Source organism: Paenibacillus sp. FSL L8-0340, from assembly GCF_038593145.1.
Classification (GTDB): domain Bacteria; phylum Bacillota; class Bacilli; order Paenibacillales; family Paenibacillaceae; genus Paenibacillus_AQ.
In genome coordinates, this window is sequence record NZ_CP151967.1 from 5403542 (window position 1) to 5425812 (window position 22271).

Annotated in this window: 15 protein-coding genes; 2 read left to right on the forward strand and 13 right to left on the reverse strand. The window is 47.6% G+C overall.

Annotated features, from left to right (window positions below):
- Positions 1–50: 50 nt before the first annotated feature.
- The 11 genes from NST07_RS24750 to NST07_RS24800 form a co-directional block, all read right to left on the reverse strand.
- Positions 51–1400 carry a dihydrolipoamide acetyltransferase family protein gene (locus tag NST07_RS24750; RefSeq protein WP_341095073.1) on the reverse strand — a complete coding sequence of 450 codons (1350 nt, stop codon included), beginning with the start codon at positions 1398–1400 and terminating at the stop codon, positions 51–53.
- Positions 1401–1444: 44 nt separating this feature from the next.
- The gene (locus tag NST07_RS24755; protein WP_341379314.1) at positions 1445–2416 is read right to left on the reverse strand and encodes an alpha-ketoacid dehydrogenase subunit beta; all 972 of its coding nucleotides are present in this window, start codon (positions 2414–2416) and stop codon (positions 1445–1447) included.
- Positions 2413–3369 carry a thiamine pyrophosphate-dependent dehydrogenase E1 component subunit alpha gene (locus tag NST07_RS24760; protein ID WP_342481973.1) on the reverse strand — a complete coding sequence of 319 codons (957 nt, stop codon included), beginning with the start codon at positions 3367–3369 and terminating at the stop codon, positions 2413–2415. The genes NST07_RS24755 and NST07_RS24760 overlap by 4 nt, the downstream gene beginning before the upstream one ends.
- Positions 3370–3709: 340 nt before the next feature.
- Entirely contained in the window at positions 3710–5143 is a 1434-nt protein-coding gene (locus tag NST07_RS24765) for a glycosyl hydrolase family 28 protein (RefSeq protein ID WP_342480327.1), read from the reverse strand.
- Between the two features lie 317 nt (positions 5144–5460).
- Positions 5461–7047 (reverse strand): extracellular solute-binding protein, encoded by a 1587-nt coding sequence (locus NST07_RS24770; RefSeq protein ID WP_342480328.1) that lies wholly within the window; start codon positions 7045–7047, stop codon positions 5461–5463.
- An 81-nt stretch (positions 7048–7128) separates the two neighbouring features.
- Positions 7129–8001: a carbohydrate ABC transporter permease gene (locus tag NST07_RS24775; RefSeq protein WP_341095082.1), complete on the reverse strand. Its 873-nt coding sequence runs from the start codon at positions 7999–8001 to the stop codon at positions 7129–7131.
- A 29-nt stretch (positions 8002–8030) separates the two neighbouring features.
- Complete coding sequence (locus NST07_RS24780) at positions 8031–9005, reverse strand: ABC transporter permease subunit (RefSeq protein ID WP_342480329.1); 975 nt, start codon at positions 9003–9005, stop codon at positions 8031–8033.
- 215 nt (positions 9006–9220) lie between these two features.
- Positions 9221–11434, reverse strand: coding sequence for a helix-turn-helix domain-containing protein (locus NST07_RS24785; RefSeq protein WP_341379316.1), 2214 nt, complete (start codon positions 11432–11434; stop codon positions 9221–9223).
- 384 nt (positions 11435–11818) lie between these two features.
- Positions 11819–13966 carry a hypothetical protein gene (locus NST07_RS24790; RefSeq protein WP_341379317.1) on the reverse strand — a complete coding sequence of 716 codons (2148 nt, stop codon included), beginning with the start codon at positions 13964–13966 and terminating at the stop codon, positions 11819–11821.
- 136 nt (positions 13967–14102) lie between these two features.
- A complete protein-coding gene (gene dhaK / locus NST07_RS24795) occupies positions 14103–15866 on the reverse strand; it encodes a dihydroxyacetone kinase subunit DhaK (RefSeq protein WP_342480330.1) in 1764 nt (587 codons plus the stop codon).
- Positions 15867–15869: 3 nt separating this feature from the next.
- Positions 15870–17006, reverse strand: a complete 1137-nt coding sequence (locus tag NST07_RS24800; protein WP_341095089.1) for a glycerol dehydrogenase — start codon at positions 17004–17006, stop codon at positions 15870–15872.
- 201 nt (positions 17007–17207) lie between these two features.
- Between NST07_RS24800 and NST07_RS24805 the strand changes: the two genes are divergently transcribed.
- Both NST07_RS24805 and NST07_RS24810 read left to right on the forward strand, forming a co-directional pair.
- Positions 17208–18254, forward strand: a complete 1047-nt coding sequence (locus NST07_RS24805; RefSeq protein WP_341095091.1) for a PocR ligand-binding domain-containing protein — start codon at positions 17208–17210, stop codon at positions 18252–18254.
- A 140-nt stretch (positions 18255–18394) separates the two neighbouring features.
- Entirely contained in the window at positions 18395–18880 is a 486-nt protein-coding gene (locus NST07_RS24810; RefSeq protein ID WP_342480331.1) for a GNAT family N-acetyltransferase, read from the forward strand.
- Positions 18881–19224: 344 nt separating this feature from the next.
- Here NST07_RS24810 and NST07_RS24815 read toward each other — a convergent pair whose 3' ends face one another.
- Together NST07_RS24815 and NST07_RS24820 are read right to left on the reverse strand one after the other, a co-directional pair.
- Positions 19225–20655: a YfcC family protein gene (locus NST07_RS24815; protein ID WP_342480332.1), complete on the reverse strand. Its 1431-nt coding sequence runs from the start codon at positions 20653–20655 to the stop codon at positions 19225–19227.
- A 1-nt stretch (position 20656) separates the two neighbouring features.
- The gene (locus NST07_RS24820) at positions 20657–22240 is read right to left on the reverse strand and encodes an amidohydrolase family protein (RefSeq protein WP_342480333.1); all 1584 of its coding nucleotides are present in this window, start codon (positions 22238–22240) and stop codon (positions 20657–20659) included.
- Between the last annotated feature and the right edge of the window lie 31 nt (positions 22241–22271).

The window sequence follows — 22271 nt, forward strand, 5'->3', positions numbered from 1 at the left end:
TAGGCTTTCTTATTTCACTTCGCAAAACTGACTTCGGAAGCATACGCTTCTCACAGCAGCAGCAGTGCCGGTTTCTCTACATAGGCTTTGATTTTTTGCATAAATTGCGCTGCAACCGTTCCATCCACTGCTCTATGGTCAGCGGTCAGGCTGATGTTCATCAAGGGTCGGATGACAACTTCTCCATTGACTGCGACCGGAGTATTCACTATGGCATTGACGCCCAGAATAGCAACCTCAGGTTGATTGATAATCGGTGTGAAGGACTCCATTCCATACATTCCCAGATTGGTAATGGTAAAGGTGCCTCCCGTCATCTGCTCGGAGGTCAAGCTGTTATTTCTGGCTCCTGCCGCCAGCCGTTTCACTTCCTGCGATATTTCTGCCAGCCCTTTTTGCGCGGGATTCTTGACCACAGGAACAACTAGTCCTTCATCCAGTCCCACGGCTACGCCGATGTTGGCATAATTTCTCATGACAAGCTCGGTTCCCTCAATGGAGCAGTTCAGAAGTGGAAACTCCAGCAGGGACCTGGCTACAATACTGACCAGCAAATCTGTATAAGTAACCTTGAGCGTCTCCTTCAGCTGCTGTCTCAGCGCACCCAGAGCCGTTGTATCCAGCTTCATATTGTAGGTCACAGTCGGAGAAACCGCCTGGCTTTCCAGCATTCGTTTGGCGATGATTTTGCGCATGCTGTTCATCGGCACACGTTTGACTTCCTGCACGGCGGCCTGTACTGCGGTCTGTACCGCTGTCTGATTGGAGGCTGCTGCGAAGGAGCGGATGTCTTCCTTCATAATTCTCCCTTCTTTATGGAGCCCGGAAAGATCAATTCCAAGCGCCGCCGCTTCCTTAGCCGCCGCTGGAGATATTTTCAATTTATCTACGGATCTGCTGCCGCCTTCTGCGGCATACTTACGTACATCCCCTTCGGTAATTCTGCCCTGCGGCCCGCTCCCTTTCACCTGCTGCAGATCAACGGACAACAACCCGGCTGTCTTCTTCGCATACGGCGAAGCCTTGATTCTGCCCCCGGCAGCATGAAGCGACGTTTCACTGGAATCTGACGTAGCTACTCCGGTATCAGCCAGAGCTCTGCCCTGTTCAGGAGCGGGAACTGCCGGCATCCCGCCCCCACCGAGCAGAGCGGAAATATCCTCACTGGCATTGCCTATGACAGCAACCGGCTGGAAGATCTCAACAGTGCCTTCCTCTACAATGATTTTCCGCAGTACACCGCCAACCTTTGCTTCAACTTCATTGGAGATTTTGTCGGTCTCCACATCAAACAGGATTTCCCCTTGGGCCACGGTGTCCCCTTCAGCTTTTCGCCAATTGGAGATTGTCCCCTCGGTCATAGTGAGCCCTAATTTGGGCATAACGATAAGTTCAGCCATTGTGCACCTCCGCAAGTTTGCTTACTGACATTTCCTGAGCCTGATCAGAACATGCTCTTGATGCCCTGAATAATATCATCCGTATTTGGCAGCACATAGGCTTCCAGCGCCGGAGAATAAGGGACGGGAGTATTAAGTGCACCGATTCGCACAACAGGAGCATCCAGCTCGTCAAAACACAGCTCGGAGATCATGGCGGACAGTTCACCCCCGAACCCGCCCCGCTTCACTTCTTCGGTTACAACAAGCGCCCGGTGAGTTTTGGCGACTGAGGCGAAGATCGCTTCCTGGTCAAGCGGATAAAGCGAGCGCAGATCAATTACCTCTGCTTCGATTCCCTCTTTCGCCAGAGCTTTTGCGGCACTAAGCGCATCATCCACTTGCTTGCCATACGTAATAATGGAAACGTCGCTTCCTTCCCGCTTGATGCTGGCTACGCCAAAAGGAATCGCGGCAACCTTGTCGTCCACCTCATATTTCTTGGAATACAGAACCTTGCTCTCGATATACACCACCGGATTGTCATCTTCAATCGCAGTCAGCATCATCCCCCAGGCATCCTGAGCGTTGGAAGGATAGACCACCTTAAGTCCCGGAACATGCGTCACCCAGGCCTCCAGTGATCCGGAGTGCTGTGCCCCCGCACTGATTCCACCGCCTGCCGGCAGCCGCAGTACGAGCGGCACGGAGATTTTGCCGCCGAACATGTATCGCATCTTCGCAGCCTGATTCACCAGTCCGTCCATGCCGAAGGTCAGAAAGTCAATGAACATCAGCTCGGCAACAGGTCTCAGCCCTGTTGCTGCTGCCCCTACGGAAGCCCCAACAATAATTCCTTCGGAAATCGGAGTATCCCGTACCCGCTCTTCACCGAATTGCTCCCAGAGCCCCTTCGTTACCCCGAAGGTTCCTCCGTACGGCCCGACATCCTCCCCAAGCAATACCACATTCGGGTCCTCCAGCATTTTGCTGCGCATACCTTCACGGATTCCTTCACCATAGGTCATTTTTCTCATCTGCTGCGCGCCTCCTCAACGATATCGGAATAAATACCTTGAACCGAAGATTCCAGAGCCGGATAATCGCTGGCAAAAGCGAAATCAAGCGCCTCCTGAATCTCCCCGTCAACCTCATCCCCGATCTGCTTCAACTCGTCTGCCGTCATTAGCTTGTGCTCCATAAGGTACTCCTCAAATCTGGGAATTGGGTCCTTTAGCAGCCAGGCCTCTACTTCTTCCTTCGGTCGGTATGCTCCCGGATCACCTTCGAAGTGTCCGTGCTGTCTGTATGTTTTGAATTCCAGCAAGGTAGGACCTTCACCATTTCTCGCCCGCTGTACCGCCTCTTGCACATGTTCATACACCGTAACCACATCGTTGCCGTCGGCCGTAAGGGAAGGCATGCAATAGCCCTCGGCACGTTTGGCAATATCCTTGATCGTCTGATGTCTGGCCTGGCTGACCGATATCCCATACAGATTGTTCTCACATATAAAAATTACTGGCAGCTTCCATAAACTCGCTAAATTCATCGCTTCATGAAATGTGCTCTGATTCGTGGAAGCATCTCCGAAAAAGCACACGCTGACCTGATCGCTTCCTCTATAATGAGCGCTCCAAGCCGCCCCGGTTGCAATCAGATGGCCCGCACCAACAATTCCGTTGGCGCCCAAAATGCCCAGCTCCGCATCTGCAATATGCATAGAACCGCCTTTGCCTTTACAGTATCCGGTTTCTTTGCCGAACAGCTCTGCCATCATATATTTCAGATTCCCGCCCTTGGCCACGATATGTCCATGCCCCCGGTGGGTACTCGTAATATAATCGTCATCCCGCAGATTGGCGCATGCCCCGACGGCTATTGCTTCTTCCCCGATGTACAGATGGACAAAGCCCGGTATTTTCCCTTCAGCAAAAAAGGTGGATGCAGTCTTTTCAAATTTCCGGATACTCAACATCTTCCGGTACATCCCGCCAAGCAATTCTTTTGAAATATGCAAGTGAATCCCTCCTCTTGATTTGGCCTTCACCTATATACAGAGCAAATTTCGTGCCAACTTTGCAGGATTCTCTATTTTTATTTTTCCAGGCCGGTTTCCTTGAATTATAGCTGTCAGACGGGTTATCCGGTCGAATGAACGGCGGCAGCAAAAAAACACCCTTTCCCAAAAAGGGAAAAAGGAGTGTTTGAGATTTTCCCTTTTTGGGAAGTTTCCCGGAATGGGAATATAGATGAGTTAACCAAAAGCTTCCGCTTATAACATCAAACGAGTATATACTATGAAACATGGACTTGTTTTTGTAGTTAGATCAGGATTTTATTTGACTCACATATGCTCCGATAACAACATCTTGCGAAAGATCCAATAGCCTGCCATTTATCGTTACATTCTCAAACCTCACGTTCTCTACCCTGCGGATTTCATCATAGCCTGCTATATGGGATGGATTAGTGCTGCTGCCGGAATAGCATATATTTCGGAATAGAATATTCCGGATGATCTTACCGGGAGCTGGATTGTATTTGAGGTTCTGAAGCACTCTCACGTTAAACAACTCTCCGAGTTCAAAAGGTTCAATGCGTATATCCTCGTAAGTAACATTCTGTACCGTGTTATTGTCACCCGCATTGATCGCCAGACATCCCCAATAGTCCGGCTGAGGCTCGTGATGTTCAAGGATATCAATAACGTGGAATAGAATATCTTCAATCACATCCCCATTGCCTTCATGGTTGCCGTGCGTCCCAATATTGGCCGGATGGGCAACATCCGCCCAAAGAATCGAACGGGTAACGGCAACTCTGCGGGTATCGCCCTGGTAATCGCCGCGCGAAGCATAGATGGCGATACAATCATCTGAGGTGCGGAGAAATACACTGTCGATCTTCACATCCGTGCAAGCCATCATATCTATGCCGTCAGACCAGCCGCGGGTACTGAAGGTTTTGATATTCCGGATGTCGATTCGCTCTGATTGTCCCAGCAGAACCGTATAATGGGGCGGATCAATAACCGTAATGCCTTCAATGGAGATGTTCCGGGAATAGCTGATTTCCACACCGCGGTAATAGGTCGTCTTCTCGAAATCCGACATATACAGAACCCCCCTGCCGCAAATCTGCACATCATGGACATGACTGCAAATAAAACCGCCATAAACCACGGCCCCGCCCGCGATATAAATCACTGTATTGGAAGGTAATTCAAGCCGGGCTGAATCCAGGCGGTGAATGCCGGGTGCAAAATAAACCACCTTGGGTTTCTCATCTGCAGGCAAACTGGCCAGGGTCTCCTGGATTTCTGCCGTGACATGGGTTCCCGGTTCCAGAGTAAGCACTTCCGAACCGGCGATAGCCGGGATATTCTCATCCAATGGATTGGCGAAAATATGCAGGTTGTGGAACCGTTCCCCGTCCGCTTCCAAGGATAGCTGCCGCGGGCCATCCAGCCGGAGCAGTATCACATTCCTTTCGCATTCACAGTTTATATCCGCTGATAGAGGACGTACAACAGCTTCCTTAACGATCCCGTCATTCTTCACAATCTCCAGTTCCACCGGCCCGGAACAATCAAACGAGACCATGGAGGCATTGCGCACTTCATGCATATCGACCTTCACATTGTGGCAGAACAAGGGCTGCCATTCCCCCTGCGGCCTGCGGACCTTCACCGAGAAATCCGGGTTTCCAGCGGCACCTTCCGGCACCGGATATACTACCAGCTCTGTATTTGCTTCCTGCATGATGTTAGACTCCCTCCGGCATAATGAGGAGACCGGCATAGAAGCGGGCACGTTCTCCGTGTACCGCTTAAGCCGGTCTTCCGTTGCTCACACTATATAGATTGAACTGAGAGGTTTAGAGTAAAGGGTCAGTCGCAACTGCGGGGAATGTTTGGACTTCCGGCCGCTGTTGTCTTCGGATTTCTTGATTTAGACTGCTGTTCGCGGTTGAAATCCGAAGACAAAGGCGGTCGCTATCGCTCCTCCAGTTCCAAACTTCCCCTCCGTCGCTCCGCTCCCTTTCCTCAAGTTTTAAGTTCAATCTATATAAGTTCATTTTATTTACTGCGTTCCTCATAAATCTTTTGTGCTTCATCAAGTTCCGTCTGGCCGCCGGAATTGAGCCACTGGGACCGGAAATCATCAAAGTCTTTATCCGTATTGGATTCGCCGGAGATGGCCTTGATATAATACTGCGCCTGAAGTGTATTCAGGATGGCCTCATACTGCGCTTTTGTTGTCATCACCGTTGACTGCATCAGATCGGTTAGGACCGTCAGTCCCTCCACATTTGTCAGTTTTTCCTTGTAAGTAAGCTTTTCCGGGGAATAGTGGTGCTTCATCATCGAATTGACCTTGCCGCCAAAAGGATTGTAGAAGCCGGTACCTAACTCACCCATTAATTCCGTTCCCGTTGCCGCTTCTGTAATTACTGCCAGATCACCTTCCAGATTATAAGAGTTTCCTTTTTCTCCAAAGGCTGTGGTCAGATAACCTTCATCATCGCTAGTGACATATTCAAGAATCTGCAAAATTCTGATCCGTTTGGCTTCATCCTTCTCAAGCTGTGCGCCGAATAACAGCGGCGGCTGCAATGCTCCGTTTGCCATGGCATATTTCTTGCCATCCGGACCGGTGAACGGGACCCCTGGAACCAGTTCAATGCCCTTATCCTTAGAGACCAGGCCAAAGTAACCGTCATCATATAAATGATGCCACATTCCGGTCTCGATAAGTCCGGTGCGCAGGCTGATGAATTTGGTTTGAATTTCGCCGTTGCCGTCCGTAATAAACTCGGGGTCGATAATCCCTGCTTTATACCATTTATACAGCAGCTTCAGCGCATTGCGTGCTTCCTCCGTAACCGCACCATAGGTCACTTTGCCATCGGCGTCCAGTTTAAACTGGTAAGGAGCTACACCGTAAGCCGCGAACACTGTATTGAACAGCTGTGCCTGGGCATCCTTGCCGCGTCCTGTTAGGCCATACGTGTCTTTTTTGCCGTTTCCGTCAGGATCATTATTCGTGAATTTGGTCAGAACATCTTCAAGCTCCGTAAGATCTTTGGGCGGCTCGTTGTATCCTACGGCCTTCAGCCATTGTCCGTTGAAGGCGGGAACAAAGCCCGTTGCACCTTCGCCCCATACCTTTGGCACACCCCAGTTTTTCCCGTTGTAACTGCCAGGGTCCCAGGCGTTGGGATCAACGCTCTCCACATCCGCCGTATATTTAGGCATGTATTGCTTAATCTCCTCTTTGGAAATGCTGGCAAGGATGCCCTGATCCGCCCATTGCACCATATCGCCTACAGTGCCGTCCACGGATATAATGTCGGGGATTTCACCGGAGGCCAGCATTACGTTAAATTGTTCTTTCCAGGTTGCCGTCTCAAAGGTAACATTCTTAAACTTGACATTAAATTTCTGCTCCAGAAACTTCTGGACATAATTGTTGTCCGCTTTCGGTTTGTTCCAGTTGTTGGCGAGTGTAATTTCAATCGGTGCTTCTTTGCCGGCATTTGCGGCTTCTCCTGCATTGTTTTCTTTAGCCGCCTTGTTGTTCCCATTGCTGCTGCAACCGCTCACAATCAGCGATACTGACATTGCCAGCCCCAGCATACCGGTGACAAGCTTCTTTTTATTCATTTCTAATAGCCTCCCTTTTGATCGTTAGCAATTTTATAATTTCATCAAACCGCCGTGAAAGACAGCTTCAGCAAACACCGGTTAACCTTTAAGCGATCCCACCATGGTTCCTTTGACAAAATACTTTTGCAGGAACGGATAGACAATAATGATCGGCAGCGCCGTGAACATCAGGGTGGCCGCTTTAATCGGCTCTCCATAACCCAGTTCAGAGCCCTTAACATCGTTCGCAAACAGGGAGAGATTCTCTCCCGTGATAACCACCCGTCTCAGGAAGGTCTGCAGCACCTGCTTGGAGGGGTCCTGTATGTAGAGAACCGCGTCAAACCAGGCGTTCCAATGTCCCACCGCCGACCATAGCGACAATGTCGCAATGACGGGCAGCGATAACGGCAGCACAAGCTGAAACAGAATGCGCAGATCATTGGCACCATCAATTTTAGCCGAATCCTCAAGCTCGTCGGGAATCTCCTGAAAGAAATTGCGCAGAATGAGCATGGAGAAGGTACTGATGAGACCAGGAATAATATAGACCAGGCGCGAATCCAGCAGTCCCAGGGACTTGATCAGGAAATACGAAGGAATCATCCCTCCGCTGAAAAACATCGTGAACACAATAATCATTGTGTACACATTGCGGTGCGGCAAGTATTTACGGGAGAGCGGGTAAGCACCAAATGACATGAACAGGATGGAACAAATGGTGCCAACTACGGTACGAAAAAGTGTGTTTCCGAACCCCGTCCAGATATCAGGATTGCCCAGCACTTTCTCCCAGGCGAATAATGAGACCTTCTGCGGGTACAAATGGATTCCCAGTCTCAAAGCTTCCGCCGGTGTGCTGAACGATATGGAGAGCATATGGACGAATGGATACAACATGACGATACATAAGATGATCATAAAAGTAATTAAACAGGCCTGAAAAAGGGTACTACCCAAACTATGTTTCACTGTCTTATCCTCCTATCCGGTTTTTCCGTTTAAAAGATGCCTTGCTGTCCCAGCTTTTTAGAAACAAAGTTCGTAATCAACACCAGAGCAAAAGCGATCACATTCTTGAACAAGCCGACCGCCGTCGTCAGGCTGAACTGGAAGTTCTGCAAGCCAACCCTGTAAACATAGGTGTCCAGAATATCTGCCACACTATAGGTCGCAGGTGAATAGAGGTTAAGAATCTGATCAAATCCGGCATCCAGCACACTGCCAATCCGCAGAATAAACATTAGGATAATGACCGGTAAAATCGTCGGAAGTGTAATACTGAGGGTCTGCCTCCAGCGGCTGGCTCCGTCCATGACGGCAGCTTCGTACATTTCGGGCTGTATTCCGGCGAGCGCGGCCAAATAAATGATCGTCCCCCAGCCCACTTCTTTCCATATCCCCGAGGTTACCAGCGTGAAGCGGAAATAATTAGGATTGCCCAGGAAATAAATCGGCTCTAGTCCTACAAGCTGCAGCAGGTAATTCACTACACCGCTCGACGGGGACAGCAAGGTGATCAGAATTCCCGAGAGAATGACCCAGGAAAAAAAATGCGGCAGATACGTCAGCGACTGCGCAACCCTTTTGAAGCTGCTTGAGCGGATCTCGTTGATCAGCAGCGCGAGTATAATCGGTGCGGGAAAGCCGAAGGCAATATGCAGAAAACTGATCGTAACCGTATTCTTCAAAATCCGCAGAAAATCAGGGGACTGAAAGAACAGGAACTCGAAATGTTTGAGGCCGACCCACGGGCTGCCCCAGATGCCATCCATAATCCTAAAATCCTTAAAAGCCAGTTGAATACCGTACATCGGGGCGTAGGCAAACACTGCGTACCAAATCATCACCGGAGCGAGCAGCAGAAACAAGTATCTGCATTTTTTGTACTCTCTCCAGGTTGCTGCAATTCTCGACGGCCGGGCAGGGTACAATCTCTTCCCTCCGTCAATTTCCGGACGATTCACCGGGTTCATGTTGACTGCTCCTTTCCAAAATCCAAAATCCCTCAAACCACATTCCCATCTTAGGGTCCTGAAAGCGCTTTTTCCATTGCAACTTCATTCGAATCTTTATAAAATCTTTCACTTCTGCCCTTAAAGGCAAAAAAAAGGCCGTTGACTGGAAAGCATAACCAGATGCTCCAGCCAACAGCCCTATCATCATCTTATTTTAACTTATCATTCTCTTACTATTCGTTCTCTAAAAACAAGGTATCGAGGGCCGCCAGCTGCGAGTTCCGGTATTGGACGGGCGTGACACCAAAACGCGTCTTAAATTTGCTGTGAAAATACTGGGGATTACGATACCCGACCTGCGAGGCGATCACCGACACCGAAAGGCGGGGCTGGCAACGCAGCAGATCCGCAGCTTTTTCCAGACGCAGCCGGGTTACATACTCCGTAAAAGACTCCTTTGTCCCCTCACTGAACAGTGTGGAAATATAAGCTGGAGCAAGTGATACTTCCTTTGAAAGGATCTGCAGGGATAAATCCTCGTGTAAATGGTCTTCAATGTAATTCTTCAGGGTACGGATCAGATCCGTATGCGCATGGTTACCCGAATATTTCAGATGCTCGGTAATCTGCATGGACAGCACCCGTATCCCTTCAACCGTACCGGTGAGCGTGTCTTTCTTTAATTCATCAAAGATATTCGAGTGCGGCAGAAAGTGCTGCAGCTTAAGCTCAATTACGGATTGATACAACTGCATAATCAGCTGAAGCAAGGCCAGTTCCACCGCCTCAATCTGCAGCTTGCTTTCCTGGAGAGTCTGCAGAAAATGATCAAGGAAGCTGTTCACGCTATCCTCGTCTCCCGCCTGCAGCGCATTTTTGAAATGATCGTAAGGAAACAGATGAGGCGCCGTATTCAGCTCAACGATACTGGAATAGGCAACAATGGAATCCTTCCCGTATAAAAAATGATATCGGTCCGCCTGTTTGGCCATCTGGTAGGAGTCGGCGATTTCCTCCGGGTTGTTCACTATCGTACCGATGGCTGCCCCGAAGCTTGACGCTTGCTCTGAAGACTGAGTTTGCTGCAGATCGGCAAATATAACCCTTTCCTGTTCCGGCTCAGCCCGCGGAATATAATAAATAATAGCCGCTTCCTGCTCATTCAAGGCGACAACTACGCTAGGCAAGCAGTGGTCCATCCGCTCATATTGGCTTTTAAAACCTTCAGTTCCCTCTTCAAGGTTATTCAGATAAACTGTGCAATAGCTGTAATCCGGCCTGATGAAGGACTCTACCTCCATTTCCAGGTTTACCCCGAGCAGCAGATTTTTCAAATCATTTTTTCTGGCCTGTGTTTCCAGATTCACTATTTTCTCTTCCAATAAATTAAAGGTGCTGCCAATAAACGCATATTCATTGCCCCATAACGTGACAGAACCCGGCGACTGCAACCCTTTAATCTGCATTACCAGTTTTTTCACCGGAATATACAATTGCTTGGAGAAAAAAAATGACATTAAAAGACCAAATAGCACGACCGCCCCGCAGCTGATGAAAAGGCTTTCCTTCAACTGTTCGGAAGAAAGTACAAAAGAATTCATCGGGCGGTACATCGCATATGTCCAGTCATGCGCCGAATGGGCCGGCTCTAGATACGAAAGGACGGCTTTGCCTTCTGACTCCTCGGTGATCTGTTTGCCGTTCCGCCGGTTTTGAATCGTTTCCTTCAGCAATCCGCCTAAAGCTTCATCATACTCCCCCGTATGAAGAACGGCCTGCCCGGAAGGGCTAAAGATATACAGCCGGTCAGCCGCAGAACTGAGCATTTGGGCTGCCGCCGTCTGAAGATACTCCATGCCTACATCGATAAAAAAGTACCCCATGGTCGGCACACCCGGTGTCTCATAAGGCAGTTTAATCACGTAGGTCATGACCTGACTTCCATCCGCCAATGTCCGGAACAGCCATTCTTTAGGCTTCACCCTGTTCAGCTTTAAGATAAACGCCGCTTCCTCCGAATTCTCAGTCTTCATATAAAATTGACTGGAATCCACCACATAATTATTGGCCGGGAAATAAACGGTGACATTGCTGAGCCCTTCATTTTCGATCCTGTAAAAATCCAGATCCTGCCGAAAGGAAGCGATACGGCTTAAATTCCCCTCCCAGCTCTTGTTGAGCAGCAGATTCAAATTGAAATTTTCCTGGATAAACCGGATGGAGAGCGCTTTGTTTTGCAGATTATCTTCGTATTTCTTAAGTACTGTCTGTTCGATATAATCCTTAGCGGAATTCAGCCGGTTCTGATTGTCTTTAACAATCTCATCCTCCATGATTCCGTTGGTTTGGGTATACCAATACCCTCCCATGATGCCGATCAGTACAACAGACAGGATCGTATAAGACATGATAAACCGTATAAAAATGGTTTTTTTATATTCGGGCATATACATCATCCCCCCTCTTTGTCTCACTCATCGCTTTACACTTTCCATTATAAATGCGATTCAGGTCTCCTTTTACACAAAGTGTCAGGCACTGCTCCGGACAAAAATGATAGCGTTAACAATAATCTGCTGGTAATGAACTGTTCTTACGGCTTAACCTATCAAAATCATCCTCCAAACACCAGTGTAAAATCTTTAAATTCATTCCATTTTCTTTAAAACACCAAGTAGAAACGGTCGCCGTCCTCAAAAGGACGGTATCCGTTTCAGCGGGAAATAGAAGGATGATTTATAGCGTGAAGCATATAAATTTTTATATTTTAAAAAAAGTCCCGCAGCTACGCTAATAGCCCGGGACCACCTTTAATTTTGTCTCGCGTTGATCTAAACCAGATTCCAGAACATTGCCGTATTCGCTGCGGTAATCATGGTGAACAGAATGGTGTTCAAGAAGGAGGCCAGCCACACATTGTTGGTCTTCTCAAAAATCTTCCGGGCATATACAGCAGCTATTAGGAGAAGCGGCACCATGGCGAACAGCAGAATACCGTTTAAGGATTGCCCTGGATAAAGTGCAACACCCGTAATGAAATCTTTGCCATATTGAGCTGCCATCCAAAGAATAAGTCCGCCCACATTCAGAATAATGGATAGCAGATATCCCCTTCTTTGCCCTCTTGTATTGGCATTTAGTGCAACAACACTGACAAAGTAGTAAATAAAGAAAAACGGCATATACCGAAGCCCGGTGATCAAATGCTCGATTTCAAAGGTACGTACAGCAAAGGTCCAAAGACGGAAATCTGTGCCAGCTACTGCCTGCACGGCGAACAGCAGCAGATAACCAACGAACACAGCTGCAATGGCAGTGCACAAGCTGGCGATGATGGTAATAGAGTTCAGATGGATCCCATAGCTGCTGAATTTCGTACCCGCCTGCTTTTTCGAGAAATAGTAGAACGCACAGGTTATAAAGGCAATAATGAGACCGGAGACAAGCGCCCAATATCCAATCTGATTTGTTGTAGGTTCGTTAAAGTAAGAACTGGTCGAGAGAATACGACTTGATTTTTCAAAGACGATCCACAAACCCAGCGAAATTACCGCCAGCAACGCACTTCCTATGCCTATGTTTTTCATTTTGGCGCGGACATCCGGGTTCGCCTTCTGGCTGTTGGCCAGAATAAAGCCTGCGGCCGCTGCGGCCAAACAAATGATTAGCAGGATAATGGAAATTACACTCAGAACATTCAGTCCATCCGCTTGCTTATCCATTAACGTAGGGAACAATATGGCCGGAAACAACGTCGAGAACACAATGGCTGCCCAATAGGCGATTCTCTGCATCCCGGTTGAAGGCGCGCTTACCGTGGTTGTGGAAGCCGTGACCGAACGCTTCAGGAATGGAGCTTTCAGCAGCAAGCTGATCAAGGGAACCAGTAGCAGAAAGAAGCCCACCAATGCTATAGCATTGCCCGTTTCTTTCATCCACCAGATTTGATTGCCTGAACCAAGATCAGCGTTTGTCTGGTTGGGTGAGGTCACACCTTTAAAGGCATGGGCATAAAAATCAATAAAGCTGGCGGTTGCAGTTTTGGAAAAATGGTTCCACGGGTGAGTCTGGCTAGGTGTAAATAAGATATGCTCACCGCTCTGCGCTGGACGAACGACCTTATCTTCAAGCTTCAATTCTCCAGATTCTACAGTGTAGAACTTTCCCGTCTCTGCAGCCGGATTGTCCGCGGCAAGTCCAAGGAATCCTTTGCCCGAGATCGTTGCCGCAAAATCCTTTTCCGTAACGGTCCCCTGTACTTTCTTCTCGGTGGCACTCTTTTCAGCATCCGACTTATTGAAGAAGAACTCATCATATTTCCCCGCAATCATGCCTACCGTCCGGCTGCCAAAAGCAGCTTGAATCTGATCCTGAGGAGCAACCGCGGAGGCGTAAGAGAAATCGGCACCCGCAGAAATCCCGGCATAAATCATGCGCTGTCCGGTCTGTAGCGAGGTCAGTTCATCCATGTACATAGCTACCAATGAGGAGAATCCGCCCATCGAATGGCCGCTGACCGCGACATAAGCGTTACCCTTATCATCTTTTTTGGTGTAATCCTGTTCAAAAATGTACTTGGACGCGTCAAATTGGGAATAAACCCAGAAGGTGCCGAATAAGTCCTTCACGGGGATGTCACTTTCCCAGCGCGAATCACCGTGATCATACATATCAAGCGCCAGGACAATATAACCCCGTCTGGACATTTCGATCGCCGGAGCATCCTGCATTTCTTTAGTATTCAGATAGCCATGTGTCGTTATGATTACCGGCCTGGGATCCTCTGCACCAGCCCCATCGGGTGTATAGAGCAGCCCGGAAAGTGTACCATGATCACCCTTGAATTTAATTTCTTTCACGTTCACCGAGTAAAATGAAGTGTTAAACATATTGGCGATCAGACTTCCAAGAATGATCAGACTCAAGGCTAAGGCCAGCAAGCCCTGTGGTTTTTTGAATTGCGAAACCATTTTACTCATTATAGATAGCTCCTTTGTCTTGAACTTATGGGGTTACATCATCACAGCCCCTTAAATGTAAGCGTTATCAATACTCGCAATAGGTATAGCAGCGCTAAGAGATCTAACGCTGATACCTTTTGAGAATGTGATCTTTTTATTTCAATTGATCCGAAAGCTCCTTAAAAATAACCCCAAGCGCATAGGCACCCGCATCCGGATATCCAATGCTTCTTTCGCCAACAGTGCCTGCGCGTCCCATACGTGCCACAATAGCTTCTGTCTTTTTGGCTCCTTCAATGGCTGCATCGGCACCCTTCACAAAAGCGGTTTTGAAATCATCTCCGGCCTGACTGCTCTTCGACCAGGAATCTGCACAAGGCACAAGAGCGTCGATCAAGGTTTTGTCCCCCACCACGGCTCCACGCCCGAATGAACGTTCACCGACTGTTTGTATGCCTTGTACAGCGGCCTGCATCATGTCAGCAAATTCAGAAATACTTATTTCTGTTTTCGCACCAACAGCCTTACCCGCTGAACGGAATGCAGAACCCCAGATCGGTCCGGAAGCCCCTCCGCAATATTCCATAATAACCAGTGAACAAGCATTCATAAAGCTTCCTATGTCCGCTTGGCTATGTGCCAGAATATCTTTCCACTCCCGCTTCAACTGCCGGAATCCTTTGGCAATACTCATCCCGAAATCGCCATCACCGGCATGTGAATCCAGTTCACAGAACGGAACTTCATTTCTAATAATGATTTCGCTCATCTTGTCTAACAGATAGACGAAATTATCGAGTGTAAAGGTATCGCCATTGATCTTGGCATATGCTTCAGGTGTTTCTGTCTCAAAGGATACAGATGATTCTGTGAGATTGTCCCGGGCAATATCAACATACGGAACGCTTTCCGTAGGCCCTGAAACTTTGAAGGCAGGGGTATCGCTTTCCTTGAATAAGAGCATTTTCAGTTCTTCGTCCAATTTCATAAGGGTGATGGAGGCTCCGGCCATATCAATGCTTGTCATATAGTTTCCGACGAAGGTTTTACAAATCTTAATATTTTTCTTCTCTGCTAATTCCCGGGTCACGGCGTTATTTAACAGATACAGCTCCAGCAGCGGAGTTCCCCCAAATCCGTTAACGAGTAGTGCAATCTCGGAAGAAGCTTCGCCCCCGATCTTTAAATCCGCTAAAAGTGCCTCCACCATACGTTTTGCCAGACTATCGGCAGTTGCTATTTTTTCGCGGCGGATTCCCGGCTCCCCATGAATGCCGACGCCATATTCCAGCTCATCCTCAGCAATTTCGAAGGTGGGGGTTCCCTTGGCAGGAACCGTACATGAGGTTAATCCGAAACCGATGCTGCGGACATTTGCAGCCGCTTTCTCCGCAGCGGCTTTCACCTGCGCCAGACTCCAGCCCTCTTCTGCAGCCGCCCCGGCAATTTTATGCACCAGTACAGTTCCGGCTACTCCCCGGCGCCCTACCGTATATAAACTGTCCTGTACCGAAATATCATCTTCTACCCGGACATAATCGACTTCAATCCCGTCTTCTTCAGCCAAAAAAGCTGCGTTCTTGAAATTCATCATATCACCGCTGTAATTCTTTATAATCATCAAGGTACCCTTTTTGCTGGCGGTTGCCTGAATGGCCTGATATACCTGGATCTGGGACGGGGAGGCGAAAATATCTCCGCATACCGCCGCATCCAGCATGCCTTTCCCCACATATCCTGCATGTGCAGGCTCATGTCCGCTGCCACCGCCACTAATCAGGCTGACCTTATTTTCATTGATTTCTTTTTTCTTAATGATTTTATACTTCCTCACAAATTCAAGCTCCGGATGAGCCATGGCAATGCCATTGCACATTTCAATGACCGTGTTCTCCGGCTGATTGATGATCTTCTTCATGGATTAGGCCTCCCGGGCTGTTTTGTAGTTTTGGCCAATTCTGTCTGCCGCGGCAATCGCAGCTGCAACTTCCTTTACAGTGATAGGGAACGGCATCGCATGAATGGATTCTTCAGGAATGCAGGCTTTTTCAGCGACTTGAAGCAGTTCCTCAGCTGTAATATGATCTACGCCGATATCCGCCAGGCACACAGGCAACCCTACCTCCAGACAAAAATCCAGAACCTGATGCAATTCCTCCGTCGGGGCATTCTCCAGCACCAGTTGGGCAAGTGTGCCGAAGGCAACCTTTTCTCCGTGATAGTAAGAATGTGTTCCTTCCAGAATCGTTAAACCATCATGGATCGCGTGTGCGCCGCCCAAGCCTGCGCTTTCAAAACCAAGACCCGACAATAAAATATTAGTCTCCACGATATTCTCCAGCGCCTGTGTAACCACATTACTATCACTGGCTATCTTCGCTTTCGCCCCGTCTTTAAGCAGCATTTCATAACATAGGGTTGCGAGGGCGAGCGCTGCGTTCGTTCCTACAGCAGGGGCACAGTAGCCTTCTCTTGAGCCCATGGGCAGACTGGCGTTCACTCTCGAATAAGACTTGGAGGTCGCTCTTGCTTCAAAATAGGTGGACAAAGCGTCCCCCATCCCTGCCACAAGAAAGCGTGTAGGCGCATTGGCTATCACCGTCGTATCTACCAAAACAACACTTGGACTTTGCTTGAAATAGGCATAATCATCAAAAGCCCCCTCCGGTGTATACAGCACGGCTGAATGGCTGGTAGGTGCATCGGTAGCAGCAATCGTCGGGCAAATGATCAGAGCTTCTCCCTGAGCGACGCATTTGGCCGCATCAATCGCTTTGCCTCCGCCCAGGCCGATTGTGCAGGTACAGCCCTTCTCTGTCGCAATAGCCTGTAATCTGGTGACTTCCTGACGTGAGCACTCTCCCTTAAAACCGCTTTCAACAAAGGTGATGTTAAACTTCTTAGACGTAGCATCGAGCTTATCCTTTACCCGTTTCACATCATCCGGATGGGCAATCAACAAAGCGGAGGAACCAAATGAAGTTACAAAGTAGCCAAGATTTAATAACTCGTCTTCACCTTGAACATATTTAGTTGGACTAATGAATGCTTTTCTCATGAATCTAACGCCTCCTGTTTTTTATAACAAATTTTATTATTTAATTAGAGTATAAAGCAGGATATTGATCTTGATAGTGGAATATCATAACCAATAATTATAATTCTTAATCGTAATTATTTGCACTGTGCAGTAACAATGGTATCCTCTTGCCATAAAGAAGGTCCTTATTATACGATTTTAAATCGAGGGGTGATTTTTTTGATGCAAGAGTCCTTAAATATAAGCAAATTTTTGGATCTCAAAAAATGGAAGCGGCTTCAGGATTCCTTGGCTACCGTTACCAAGCTGGCTATTTTGACGGTTGATTACAAGGGAATCCCTGTGACCAGCCACAGCAGCTGCCAGGCTTTCTGTCAGAATGTGCGGAAGGATCCGGAGCTGCTGCCGTTTTGCCAGAAGTGTGATTCCCGCGGCGGGCTTGAAGCAGTTCGATTAAATGCACCTTACGTTTATCTATGCCACTTTAATATTATAGATATTGCGATTCCGATCACTGTGGATGATAAATACCTGGGTGCTGTGATGGCGGGGCAGGTCAAGCTTTCCGATCCTGAGAACGGTACAGATCTGGAGCAAATTGTATCTTCGCCAAACAAATCATCACATCTGCTCAAAGGAAATCAATTGAAGGCATACTACGATGATATACCAACGATGACCTATGAAGAAGTCGTGAAAATATCCAACATGCTGTTTCTCCTATGCAACTATATTATCGAAGAGGCACTCAACAAAAATCTGCTGGTCGAAATGTTCGAGAAGGCTGCCGGAAACGATGAAGCCCTAAACCTCTCCACTATTCTGCCCGGCTACACCATTAAAAATATTGAGTCGATCAAAAAAGAAATGACCAATGCCATCGCGGATGCCTACCTTAAAAACACATCCTCTGATATGAGTATTTGTACAAATCCGATCTTTAAACCCGCCTGGGATTATATTTACAATAACAAAAGTGAAAATATAACATTAAGTCATATGGCTGAGCTATGTCACATCAGTCCCAGCTATTTCAGCAGACTTTTTGCGAAGGAAACAGGGGAAAACTTCACCACTTATTTGGCAAGGCTTAAGGTGAAATGGGCGAAGCAGCTGCTCGAAGTGACCGATATGCCCGTTTCTCAAATCAGTGATGAGCTGGGCTTCAATGAACCCGGTTATTTCATTAAAATCTTCAAAAAATTCGAAGAGATCACACCTGCTCTTTATCGTAAAGGTTATCGGGAAAAAGCAGGATCAACTTGAGCACTTGGATGGACGCTCCGCGAACGGACCGTTGTTTCAATCGCTGCCCAATCCAGATTTTAATGATTTGCCTAATATAAATTGAACTTAAGATCTTTACATGGAGAAGGACGTTTTAAAAAAATGGGGGTTATTAGTACATGAGTATTGAATTTAAAAAAGTGAGCGACTTTAATCGAGGAATACTCTTTGAATTATTGAAAGATACATATTCATTTGATTGCAGATATCAGCAAAGTAGTAATTCTGATTGGCAAGTTTTTGACAACTTTTTCTTTGACAATTTGCAAATTGCAGATAAATACGGGTTTATCACAACACTAAACGATGAAGCCATCGGATTTGTTTCATGTGACCCGAGAAATATGCCTGAGTATGCGGAAATTGGCCATAATTGCATTGCTTCAAAACACAAAAGCAATGGTTATGGTAAAATACAGCTTCAAGAAGCGGTCAATAGAATTACCCAAGATAATGTAAGAAAAATCATTGTAACCACAAATAATGACCTAATCCCTGCTCAACGAATGTATGAGAGTGTTGGGTTCACAATATATCAAAAAAGGGAAAATCAAAATATTGCAGATTTTGTTGGTGAACACATAGATTATGTATATTTTTGCTGAAGCAAGCTTCAATGGAGCAAAACTGAAGAGCAGCGATTCCCCAATAACGGGAGAATCGCTGCTCTGTTTTTTAGAAAGAAGAAGATTAGACCTGGTCATAGAAAATCGACTTTTGGGACACCCCCATATAGAATGAACTTAATAACTACACAAAAGGGAAAAGTGGCGGAGGGGAATTTTGGAACTGTAGGAGCGGCAGCGTCCGCCTTTAGGTTTGGATTTCTACCGCGATTCGCGGTTAAATTCAGGAAATCCAAACCTAACAGCGGCCGGAAGTCCAAACATTCTCTGTAGTCACGACCAATCCGGAAACAGAAGAATTATAAGTTCAATCTATACAGTACTTACATTCCCACAGCTGAAGATATCGCGGCAAAGACTGCAGCCACCAGCCACAAGATTGGAAACAGCTTAAGGATGACTTTGAGCCACTGCCCAAAATTGATCCGGGCGATTGCCAGTCCTGCTAATAATACTCCACCTGTTGGGGAAATGAGGTTGGTCAACCCGTTTCCAAATTGATAAGCGGTTACTACCGCTTCGCGGTTGACACCGACCAGATCGCCCAATGGGGCAAGCACGGGCATCGTTAAAGCGGCCTCACCGGAGGAAGAGGGCACCAGGAACGTGATAATATTATGCACGACCAGCATGATGGTAGTGAACAAATAGTTTGGCAGACCTTCAAGCAGGTTTGCCAGTGCATTCAGGATCGTATCGATAATCATGCCGTTCTCAGCAACGACGAGAATTCCCCGGGCCAGCCCGATAATGACCGCCGCATAGATGAATTCGCCACAGCCCTTTACGAAATTCTCAGCGATTTCCTTCTGATTCATCTTGGTGACCACACCCGAGAAAATACCAAGTGCGAAGAAAAGGGCGCCGATCTCGGTCATATACCAGCCCTTGGTCATAATTCCCCACACAATCAACCCCAAGGTAGCGATAAAGCCGCCAATGATGAGTTTATCCCGATGGGTGAAGCTCACCTTTATGTCTGAGTTCTCTTTAATAAAGTGCTGACGATTTAAAATGTCATTCTGGAATACAGGAGATTTCTCCGGATTTTTCTTCACCCGCTGCGCATACCACATGGTAAAACCGATTGATATCGCAGTGAAAACAATCCATTCAATAAATCTCAGCCATAGCTGTGGATTGCCCTGCACTCCCGCTACGCCTTGCGCAATCAATACTGAAAACGGATTAACGGTGGAGCCGATATAACCGATCTGTGTTCCAAGATAAAGGATGAGGATGGCCGTAATGGAGTCAAAACCGAGTGCAAACATCAAAGGAATAAAAATGGCGTAAAGAGGTATTATTTCTTCACTCATTCCGAACGTGGAACCTCCAAGGCTGAAAATAACCATCGCTATCGGAATCAGCAATATCCCTTTTTGTTTGAGCCGTCCGGCCAAGGCCATCAGCGCCCGGTCAATCGCACCGGTCTGCAAAATAATCCCAAAGGCTCCGCCTACAATAAGTACGAAGGCAACCACATCAACAGCATTGATAATGCCTTCCATTGGTGCACTGGCGATTTGCGCAAGTCCCTGCCGCAAATCGCCCTCTTCACTGACTTTCGGTACGGAATGATAGGTTCCCGGGATAATCGTTGTCTTGGCTGAACCATCTACAATGATTTCCTGCCGGTCAAATTGACCGCTCGGGACAACCCAAGTCAAACCGGCAATCGCTATTATAATCAAGAAAATCAATGTATAACTATGAGGCAGAGACCATTTTATTTTACGTTTAGAGGTTTCCATTTTATCCCTCATTCCTAGTAGCGTCGTAGGTGATTTTCCCGGCAGCAATAGTTAATACGACTTGTGCGTCTCTGATATCGGCAGCTGTTGTATCCAGAAGATTGCGGTCAAATACAGCAATGTCGGCATATTTCCCCGCTTCTAAGGTTCCCGTGCTCTCTTCCATACCACAGTGCCTGGCCCCGTTAAGGGTCCATGCCTTTAAGACTTCAGATGCTGGCATTCCCTGCTCAACATTCCAGCCTTCAGGTGGTGACCCGTCAGGAAACAACCGGAAAGTGGCCGCGTAGATCGAATCAGGAACACTAGTGAGGAACAACGGTAAATCAGTGCCAATGGAAATGGGGATGTTCGCATCCAGCATGGACCGGTAATCATAGAACCGGCTTTCATTCGCTTTTCCAGCCACAGCCGCCATATACGCATCTTCATAGGAGGGATTTAACAGCAGGATCTGGGCATATACCTCGGCGAAAATCCCGTTTTCCCCCATCCGTTTTAAATCATCGGGGTGAGGGTATTCCAAATCACTGATAGAATGTTTAATTGGATGATCCCCCTGCTGTTGACGGCAGGTTTCGAGCATATCTACAGCTCTGCGAATTGCTGCATCCCCTTCAGCCGTAAGACAGCACTTGATTCCATGCCTGTCTGCTTCAAATACTGCAGCTTCAATTACGTCATAGTCAACCGGCTGCAAAGTAGTTACTCCCGGCAGATCTGCGTAAGGCTCCAGCATATCCCCTGTATGATCAGCCACAACACCGTCTATCATCAGCTTGAATCCCTGAAAGCGGAGAACCTCCCCTTGATAGCGTTCTTTATATTGAATTCCGGCGGGAATATCAATCGGCTGCAGCACAGGTTCCAGCGCAAAATGAAACCGCAGCGGCAGTTCCCCGGCAGCTTCCAGTTCTTCAAGAACCGGCAATAAACCGCTGTGCTGGTCAAAGCCTATATCTTTGATGGAGGTTACACCCCGCTTGGCAAGCATCCGGGTGAAATCCAAAAACTCTTTTTTGACTAATTCCCGATCCTGCATCATTTCATACAGTAAGCTGGCACGCGCCTCGGCACTGCAATGATCAGGGGTGAACCGATATTTATCCTGGGCGATTTGGTTCATCCAGCAATAATTTTTCGTCCGATTCATGGCAATGACGGCCCTTTGAGGAAAAGCTATATCTAATATACTTTGCTCTGGGAGCTTTCCCCATAACTCCCGGCTCCAGCCGTAAGCGTATACATTTTGATCTTCAGGTTGTTGTTCCGCTTCTTCTATAAGCAATTGCAAGGCATCTTCTATAGAGGCTGCATTTGTCAGATCCACGCCACGGTGCAAGGACATATATCCGGTAAAAAACACATGATTATCATGCACACCAGGCATAATCAACGCATCCCTCAGATGATGGACAATCGTCTTCGGTCCGATCCAGGCTTCTGCCTCTGCCGGATCGCCGACCGCGGCAATCCGTTCCCCTTGCAGGGCGATGAATCCAGGCGAGGCATCCTCCTCTTTTCCTGTAAACACGGCACTAGACATTAGTACTCTTTCTGCAAAACCATGTTTAACTGCTCCCATGATCTCTCCGCCTTAGTTCAAATTTATAATA